This is a genomic window from Micromonospora sp. NPDC050200 (assembly GCF_040656135.1).
Classification (GTDB): domain Bacteria; phylum Actinomycetota; class Actinomycetes; order Mycobacteriales; family Micromonosporaceae; genus Micromonospora.
Window position 1 is genome coordinate 1 of the sequence record NZ_JBFALG010000118.1, and the last position, 8,749, is coordinate 8,749.

Annotated in this window: 6 protein-coding genes; 1 reads left to right on the forward strand and 5 read right to left on the reverse strand. The window is 76.2% G+C overall.

Going from position 1 to position 8,749, the window contains the following annotated elements; all coding sequences use genetic code 11:
• From AB0I41_RS34035 to AB0I41_RS34050, 4 genes are all read right to left on the reverse strand, one after another.
• On the reverse strand, positions 1–1,488 hold a 1,488-nt coding region (locus tag AB0I41_RS34035), incomplete at its 3' end, for a thioesterase domain-containing protein (protein ID WP_357115259.1).
• Positions 1,485–4,970 carry an AMP-binding protein gene (locus AB0I41_RS34040; RefSeq protein ID WP_357115261.1) on the reverse strand — a complete coding sequence of 1,162 codons (3,486 nt, stop codon included), beginning with the start codon at positions 4,968–4,970 and terminating at the stop codon, positions 1,485–1,487. The genes AB0I41_RS34035 and AB0I41_RS34040, both read right to left, overlap by 4 nt.
• Before the next feature lie 342 nt (positions 4,971–5,312).
• Positions 5,313–5,720 (reverse strand): DUF2267 domain-containing protein, encoded by a 408-nt coding sequence (locus AB0I41_RS34045; protein WP_357115263.1) that lies wholly within the window; start codon positions 5,718–5,720, stop codon positions 5,313–5,315.
• Positions 5,721–5,987: 267 nt separating this feature from the next.
• Positions 5,988–6,386 (reverse strand): NUDIX domain-containing protein, encoded by a 399-nt coding sequence (locus AB0I41_RS34050; RefSeq protein WP_357115265.1) that lies wholly within the window; start codon positions 6,384–6,386, stop codon positions 5,988–5,990.
• A gap of 206 nt (positions 6,387–6,592) precedes the next feature.
• Between AB0I41_RS34050 and AB0I41_RS34055 the strand changes: the two genes are divergently transcribed.
• A complete protein-coding gene (locus tag AB0I41_RS34055) occupies positions 6,593–7,297 on the forward strand; it encodes a CBS domain-containing protein (protein WP_357115267.1) in 705 nt (234 codons plus the stop codon).
• Positions 7,298–7,360: 63 nt separating this feature from the next.
• Here AB0I41_RS34055 and AB0I41_RS34060 read toward each other — a convergent pair whose 3' ends face one another.
• Entirely contained in the window at positions 7,361–8,650 is a 1,290-nt protein-coding gene (locus AB0I41_RS34060; RefSeq protein ID WP_357115269.1) for a hypothetical protein, read from the reverse strand.
• Positions 8,651–8,749: the final 99 nt, after the last annotated feature.

The window sequence follows — 8,749 nt, forward strand, 5'->3', positions numbered from 1 at the left end:
GCCGGGCCGCAGCACGGTCCGGCCGCGCAGGCTCAGCTGCGGGGCGAGCAGGGGCGGCCACCACTGCCGGACGGCCAGGTCCCGGGCGAGCCGGTCGGCGTACGCGGCCAGGGCCCAGGACTCGAACGGCACCCAGCGCCGGCGGGTCAGGTAGGGCCCGGGGCGGACCTCGGCCACCTCGGCCCGCGCCGGGTCCACGGTCACCCAGCAGCCGGGGCCGAAGAAGCCGACGGTCTCGTTCTTGCCGCAGTAGCGCTGCCAGTACTTGAGCAGGGACCGTTCCCGGTCCCGGTGCTTGTTGTTGCGCCGCGGCTGCGGCCCGCCGGCGACCAGCGCGTCGAGGATGACCAGGGCACCCCGGTTCTGCCAGGTGACCGCCTCACGCAGCAGCGGGTCGGCGGCCAGTTCGGCGAACCGCCGGGCGGCGGCCGAGGTGGCCTCCTCGAACTCCTTGTCGAAGCGTTCGGCGCCAGCGCCGGTGGCGATCAGTTCGTCGGCCGCCGCGGCGGCCGAGGGCGCGCCGAACATGGCCAGCCCGTCGGCGGGGAAGCCGGTGGTGCGCAGCACCGCGTCCCGCCACACCGACCAGCCGGTGTCCCCCAGCGGCACCCGGTGCGCGTCGGGCGGGCCGCCCGACACGGCACCGCCAAGTGCGGCAGCGCCGGACCCGGCACCGCCGGACCCGGCAGCGGATGCGGCACCGGCCGAGGCGACGGCAGCCGGCGCGGCACCGGCTGGCGCGACGGCGGCGCTGGCGCCGACGGCGTCGGACAGGTCGGCGCGGAGGGCGGCGAGCAGCTCGGGCAGCCGGTCGGTGAGGAAGAAGTGCCCGCCGTCGATCTCGTGCAGGGTGAACCCGGCGGCGGTGTGCGCGCCCCAGGCGGCGCTCTGCTCCTGGCTGACCGCCCGGTCGTGCCGGCCGCTGAACGCGACGACCGGCACCGGCAGCGGGTCGCCGGGGAGGTACCGGTAGCTGTCCACCCGGCCGAAGTCGGCCCGCAGCAGCGGCAGCAGCAGCTGCACCAGCTCGGGGTGCTCCAGCAGCTCGGCGGGGAGTCCGCCGCCCGCGCCGAGGCGGCGCAGCAGCTCGTCGTCGTCCACCTGGGACAGTCCGTCGAAAAGGCTGGGGGCGGTCACGTGCGGCGCCCGCGCGCCGCCCACGTAGAGCCGCAGCGGCAGCGGGCGGCCGGTGCGGCGCAGCTCCCGGACCACCTCGAAGCCGACCCGGCCGCCCATCGAGTGGCCGTAGATCGCGTACGGGCGGTCGGCGCGCCCGGCGATGGCGGCGGCTACCTCGGGGACGGTGAACCGGGGGTCCTCGCTGATCCGGTTCTCCCGGCCGGGGAGCTGCACCGGCAGCACCTCGACGTCCGGGCCGATCCCCTCCTGCCAGCGCCGGAAGGCGCTCGCGCCAGCCCCGGCGTAGGGCAGGCAGAACAGTTGCACCGGCGCCTGGGGTCGGCTTCCGGGCGAGACGAACCAGTTCACCGCGCGCCTTTCTGAGGGGGGTCGATCCAGTACCGCTGGCGCTGGAACGGATAGCCGGGCAGCCCGGTGCGGCGCACACCCTCCGCCGGGTGCAGCGCGGCCCAGTCGACGTCGCGGCCGGCGACCCAGTCCGCGGCCAGGTCCCGCAGCCGGCCGGGCGCGCCGGCGATCCGGGTGTCGGCGTCGAGCAGTTCGTCCAGCGCGGCGATCGCGCCGGCCAGGTCGGTGGCGACCACCGCGGCCCGGCAGTCGAAGGCCCGCCGGCCCAGGGCCAGGGTGGCGGCCACCTCGGGCAGCGCCGGGGCGGCGCCGGCCAGGTGGGCCCGCAGCCGGGTGAGTGTCGCGCGCAGCGCCCCCGGGGTACGCGCCGAGACCGGCAGCAGATACGCGCTGCCCTCCGCCGCCTCGACCGGCTCGACCGGCGGCGGCTGCTCCACCACCACGTGGGCGTTGGTGCCGCCGAGCCCGAACGAGCTGACCCCGGCGACCCGGCGCGGGCCCGGCGGCCAGTCGCGCGCCTTGGTCGGCACGTGGAACGGGCCGCCGGCCAGGTCGATCTCCGGGTGCGGGCGGGTGAAGTGCAGGTTGGGCGGGATCACGCCGTGCTGCACGGCGAGCACGGTCTTGATCAGCCCGGCCACGCCGGCCCCGGCGTCGAGGTGGCCGATGTTGGTCTTGACCGAGCCGAGCGCGCAGGACTCGGCGGGCGCGGCGCCGCCGTACACCTCGTGCAGCGCGGCGACCTCGATGGCGTCGCCGAGTGGCGTACCGCTGCCGTGGGCCTCGATGAACCGGACCTCGCCGGGGGCGACCTCGGCGGCGGCGAGGGCGTTCGCGACAGCGGCGGCCTGGCCGGCGGGGCCGGGGACGGCGAAGCCGGCCCGGTCGGGCCCGTCGTTGGTGACCGCCCAGCCGGGCAGCACGGCGTAGATCCGGTCGCCGTCGGCCTGGGCGTCGGCGAGGCGGCGCAGCGCGACGACCCCGACCCCGGAGCCGAAGCCGGCCCCGTCGGCGGCCTCGTCGAAGGCCCGGCAGCGGCCGTCGGGTGAGGCGAGGCCGCCGGGGGTGTGCCGGTAGCGCGGCCAGGTGACGTTGACCCCGCCGGCGAGGGCGAGGTCGCACTGGTAGTCGGCCAGGCTCTGCGCGGCGAGGCAGACCGCGACCAGCGAGCTGGAGCAGGCGCTCTGCACGGCGACCGCCGGCCCGGTCAGCCCCAGCCGGTACGCGACCTGCCCGGGCAGGTGGTCGGTGAACTGCCGGCCGATCAGCCGGGCCTCCCAGTCGTCCGGGTCCACGTCGCCCACCACGGCCGGGTTGTCCAGGAGGTGGAACAGGAAGTACCGGTTGGCGGAGGTGGCCGAGTAGACCCCGACCAGCCCGGGAAAGCGGAGCGGGTCGTGCCCGGCGTCCTCCAGCGCCTCCCACGCGGTCTCCAGGAAGAGCCGGTGCTGCGGGTCGGTGCGGGCGGCCTCCTGCTCGCCCATGGCGAAGAACTCGGCGTCGAAGTCGGCGACGCCGTCGAGCCGGCCGGCGGCCCGGACGTGCCGGGGATCGGCGCGCAGGCCGGGCCCGATGCCCAGGGCGGCCAGCTCGGCGTCGGTGTGGTCGTGGATCGAGTCGACCCCGGCGCAGAGGTTCCACCAGAAGGTGGCCACGTCGGGGGCGCCCGGGAACCGCCCGGCCAGCCCGACCACGGCGATCTCGTCGCCGCTGTACTCGCGGGCGGCGACGGTCGGCGCGGCCGGGGCGGGCAGGGTCGGGGCGGGGGCGGGGGCGGGCGGCCGGTCGACGGTGGCCGCCGCGTCGAGCAGCCGGGCCTGCGCCGCGACGGTGGGGTGGGCGAAGAGCCGCACCATCGGCAGCGCCACCGCGAACCGCTCGGCGATGCGCTGCTGCACCTGGCCGAGCAGCAGGGACTGGCCGCCGGCGTCGAAGAAGCTCTCCTGCCGGCCGACCGCGTCACGGCCCAGCACCGCGCACCAGATGTCGTGCACCGCCCGCTCGGTCTCGGTGGTCGGGTCCTGCCCGGCCGGGACGTCCCGCGCCGGTTCGGGCAGCGCCCGCTCGTCGACCTTGCCGGTGACGGTGAGCGGGAAGGCGTCGAGCGCGACCACCGCGCGGGGCAGGGCGTAGTCCGGCAGCCGCCGGGCGAGGGCGGCGCGCAGGGCCGCCGGGTCGAGGGGCCCGCCGGCCGGCGTCGCGTACGCCAGCAGCTCGCCGTCGCGGGCGATGGCCCGTACGGCGGCGACGCCGGGCTGGGCGGCGAGGACCGCCTCGATCTCGGTCAGCTCGACCCGGAACCCGCGCACCTTCACCTGCCGGTCGAGCCGGCCGAGGCAGACCAGCTCGCCGCCGGGCAGCCGCGCGCCGAGGTCCCCGGTGCGGTACGCCCGGGTGACGCCGTCGTCGGCCAGTGCGAACCGGTCGCTGTCCTGGCCGAGGTAGCCGGGGGCGAGGAACGGGCTGCGCACCACGATCTCGCCGGTGTCCCGGTCCAGGGACAGCTCGTACCCGGACAGCGGGGTGCCGATCGGCAGCGGTCCGGTGGCGGTCGGATCGGCGTCGGCGAACGCCACGGCGTACCGGGCGGCGAAGGTCATCTCGGTGGCGCCGTAGCCGTTGACCAGGACGGAGCCCGGCGCGAACCGGTCCCGCCCGCGGGCGGCGTCGGCGTGGGTGGCCTGCTCGCCGCCGAGCAGCACCACCCGGACGGAGTCGAGCCGGCGCGCGCCGAGGGTGTCGAGCAGGAACCGGTAGACGGTCGGGGTGGAGTGGTAGACGGTCACCCGGTGCCGGACCAGCTGGTCGGCCGCGTGGGCCAGCCCCTGCCGGCGCAGGTCCACCGGGACGACGGAGGCACCGGTGAGCAGGGCCGGGTACAGGTCGGGGATGGCGGCGTCGAAGCTGAACGAGGCGAGCAGGCTGAGCCGGTCGCCCGGGCCGATGTCCAGGGTGCGGATCTGGTTGTCGACGACGTGCGACAGGTTGCGGTGGGTCTGCGCGACCGCCTTGGGCGTGCCGGTGGAGCCGGAGGTGAACAGCACGTACGCCGGCGCGTCCGGATCGACCGGCACGGGGCGCAGCGGGGCGGACCCGACCCCGTCGAGTTCGACCACGGCGGTGCCGGGCCGGTCGGCGCGCAGCCGCTCGGCCAGTTCCCGGTGCGCGGCGGCGCAGGCGACGGCGCGGACGTCGGCGGCGGCGAGCATGTGCCGCAGGCGTGCGACGGGGAACCCCGGGTCCAACGGCACGTACGCGCAGCCGGCGGCGAGGGCGCCGAGGACGGCGGCGACGGTGGGCGTGCCGTGCCCGGTGAGCAGGGCGACCCGGTCGCCGGCGCGCAGGCCGGCGGCGGCGAGCGCGGCGGCGTGGCCACCGGCGCTGCCGGCCAGCTCGGCGTAGCCGACGTCGTGGCGCTCGCCGAGGATCGCCGGCCGGTCGGGATGGGCGGCAGCGACGGCCACGAAACGCTGGATGATCATTGATTGCGCCATGTCAGTGAGCTAGCTCTGCTCCACTGTGGACAGGCACGTGGGTATCGACAATTGTGACCATGATCCCCCCCAGGACTTCACAATGGGGCCAGAATAGGCCTCGATGCCTCCTGGAACAGGCCATCGATCGGAGTCAGCCCGAAGGGGCTACGACGCGCCGGAGATCGGGCGTCGAAATTCGGCCGATCATCCCTCTAGCGCGGGGAGGAGTTTCCGCCTAAGCGTTTACCACCGGGTAATTTTCCGGTGAAAGAGGTTGCAGACCGGGGAATTTCCACCCCGGCTACTCCTTGACGGCAGCTCAGGCGGGCTGCGGACCGGCGGCGGGCGTCATCCATCGTACGGCCGCGGGGGCGGATCGACATCCCTGGTGAAACTTTTCGGCAACTGGGACACCAGATCCTGGAACTCGCCGACGGTGACCGCCTCGCGCAGGGTGGCGAAGACCGCCCGCACCCCGACCTGGGCGGTCGCCGGCTCGACGCCGGCCCGGTCGGCCACCCGGCGCAGGAACTCGACCGGCCCGAAGGTCTCCGCCGCGCCCGGCGCGGTGTCCGGCGGCGGCCCGGCCAGGTACGCACTGAGGTCGTCCGGCAACTGGGCGGCCAGGTCGTCGACCTCGCCGGCCCGCACCCGCTCGGCAACCGTCACCAGCACGGCGCGGGCGATCGCGGCGGCCCGCTCCGGCGGCAGCTCCGCCTTCCTTGCGACCGCTTCGACGAAGAGGGGAAAGCGCACCGGTCCTCCTCCCACTCCACCGATCGGACATCCCAGCCTGGACGCCGTCGGCCGCCCGTCGGGAATCCGACCGCGGTTACCCGTCCCGGCGGGCCGCAAACGGCCGCCTCACCCGACCGGTTCCGGCACCGGCCCGGCCGCCCGCTGCGGGATCCGCGCGGTGCGCCACACCGGCGAGCAGCGGGTGACCAGCGCGGCGGCCATCCCGGCCGCGGCGAGCGCCAAATATCCGGCCGGGCCCGCACCGCACCGCCTCGTCGCGGTCGCTCAGGCCAGCAGGGCCCGCTGGCGCAGGTGGTCGAAGATGATCCGGTCGACCGGGGAGACCCGGTCCCGGTCGGCGTACCCGAGCCAGGCCACCTCCTCGATCTCGTGCTCCGGCCGGGGCTCGCCGTGGTGGTCGGCGGTGTAGCAGGTCATCCGCACCAGCCTGCCGCCCGGGTGGCCGTGCGCCTGGGCGCTGAACGTGCCGACGTGCACAGCCGTCGCCGGGTCGATCGCCACGCCCAACTCCTCGGCGATCTCGCGGGTCAGGGTCTCCCGGTCGGTCTCGCCGGGTTCGCGCTTGCCGCCGGGCAGGTACCACACGTCCCGGCCCCGGGATCGGGTGCTGAGGATCCGGCCGTCCTCGATCCGGACCCGGGCGATCTTGTCGATGGGGTCCACGGGCGCTCCTCCGGTCCGGGCGGGCATCCACTGTAGACCGCCCCACCGGCTCTTCCGGTGGTGGCGATCGGCCGGCGGGGCGGTCCCGGGGTCGGGCGATCCGCACCGGGCCGGAAGGGGACCTCCGGCCCGCCCGCCGGTCCGTGCGCCCCTGCCCGGGCCTGTCCGCCGCGCCTAGCTTCGAGGGTGGGAACGAGGAGGTCGCCATGCGGACGTGGCAGGTGCAGGACGTGATGACGACGGACGTCGCGGCGGTCCGGGAAGGCACCGCGTACCGGGAGATCGTGGACGTGCTGACCGGCCGGCACGTCACGGCGGTGCCGGTGGTGGACGGTGCCCGGCGGGTGCTCGGCGTGGTCTCCGAGGCGGATCTGCTGCACAAGGTGGAACTGCTCGGGCAGCCGCCCGAGCGGCGGCTCCTCCCCAGCCGCCGGCACCGGGAGGCGCGGGTCAAGGCCGCGGCCACCCTGGCCGCCGACCTGATGACCACCCCGGCGGTCACCGTCCCCGCCGGCCTCTCCCTGGTGGAGGCGGCGCGGATCATGGACCAGCGGCAGGTCAAGCGGCTGCCGGTGACCGACGACCTGGGCCGGCTGGTCGGCGTCGTGACCCGGGGCGACCTGCTCAAGGTGCACCTGCGCCCGGACGCGGACATCCGCCGGGACGTGGTCGGCGACGTGCTGCACCGGGTGCTGGGCGTCGGCGAGGGCATGGTCGAGGTGACCGTCCAGGGCGGCGTGGTCACCCTCACCGGCCAGCTCGACCGCTGGTCGACGGTGCACCTGGCGCTGCGGCTGACCGCGCAGGTCAGCGGCGTGGTCGAAGTGGTCGACGCGCTCGGGTACGCGGTCGACGACGCGCCGTTTGCCGCGCTGCGCGCCGGCGGTGCCACCCCGGCCGGCATCGCCTGACGACCGTGGGGTCGGCCCCGTCCGGCAGCCGACCCCACGCCGCCCGGCCCGGCAGAGCCCGGCTCACCCCTCGGCGAGGGCGTCGAGCAGCAGCGACGCGGTCCAGCTGAACGCCGCCGAGCCGAGCCCCACCCCGGTGTCCGGGTGGAAGTACTCGTGGCAGCCGCCGGTGCCGACCAGATCCAACATCGACTCCCGCAGCCCGGCGGCCAGGTCGGGCCGGTGGTGCGTGCGCAGCCCCCGCCAGAGCAGCCAGTTGATGTTCATCCAGCTGGGGCCGCGCCAGTAGCGCAGCGGCTCGAAGTCCGGCGCGGTCCGATCGTGGGTGGGCAGCGGACGGTCCATCCCCGGGGCCAGGCCGAACCGCGCCGAGCACGCCTCGGTCAGCACCGCCCCGACCTGGCGCGCCGGCAGGTCGGGCAGGATCAACGGCATCAGCCCGAGCACCGTACGGGCCGGGACAAGCTGGTCGGTGCGCAGGTCGCGCGGGTGAAAGGTGCCGGTGACCGGGTCGTAGAGCCGGCGGACCAGGGCCTCGGTGATCCGCTCCGCGCGGTCCAGGTGCGGGCCGGGGTCGGCGCCGACCACGGCGGCGATCCCGGCCAGGGCGTGCTCCGCCGCGCCCAGCGCCGCGTTGAACAGCGGGCACTCCACCAGGAAGGGATGCCACCCGGCCAGCCCCTCGTCGCGGTAGGCGTGGCCGCGGTAGGAGGCGACGATCGCGACGTAGCGCGCGTAGTCCAGGTCCGTGGGGCGGTGCGCGGCGTCGGCGTGCGCGGTGTCGTGCCGACGGTACGCCCGCATGACGGCGACGTCGGCGGCCACACCGGCCATCGGCGCGTCCCAGGCCGGGCTGTTGTCCAGGCCGGACTCCCACGGGTGCACGATCGCGGCCAGGCCGGCGCCGCCGACGTCCCGCCGGCCGGTGAGGTAGCGCTGCTGGGCGACCAGCCTCGGGTAGAGCCAGCGCAACGCCTGCGCCGACGCCTCGGAGGGGGCCCGGCGGTGCGCCAGCCAGGCCGCCTGGGCGTGCACCGGCGGCTGGACGATGCCGGAGGTGACGACGGCCGGGGCGCCGTCGGCGGCGGCGGAGCCCCAGAACTCCGGCCCGGGGAAGTACGACCCAACCCGCAGCGCCGGGTTGAAGACGATGTGTGGCACCCGCCCGTCGGCCCACTGCGCGCCGAAGAGGGTACGCAGCTCCCGCCACGCCCGGGCAGGGCGGACGTGGGCCAGCCCGACCGCGATGAACGCCGAGTCCCAGCTCCACTGGTGCGGGTAGAGGGTGCGCGAGGGCACCGTGTGGTCGTGCTCCCAGTTCGCGTCGAGGGTGGCGATCGCCAGCCGGCGCAGGTCGGCGAGGTTCGCACGGGGCGCCGGTCGGGCCGGCGCGCCGGCGTTCGGGGCGGGGCCGCCGGCGGGGGGCGGGGGGGTGACCGGGCGGGCGGCCTC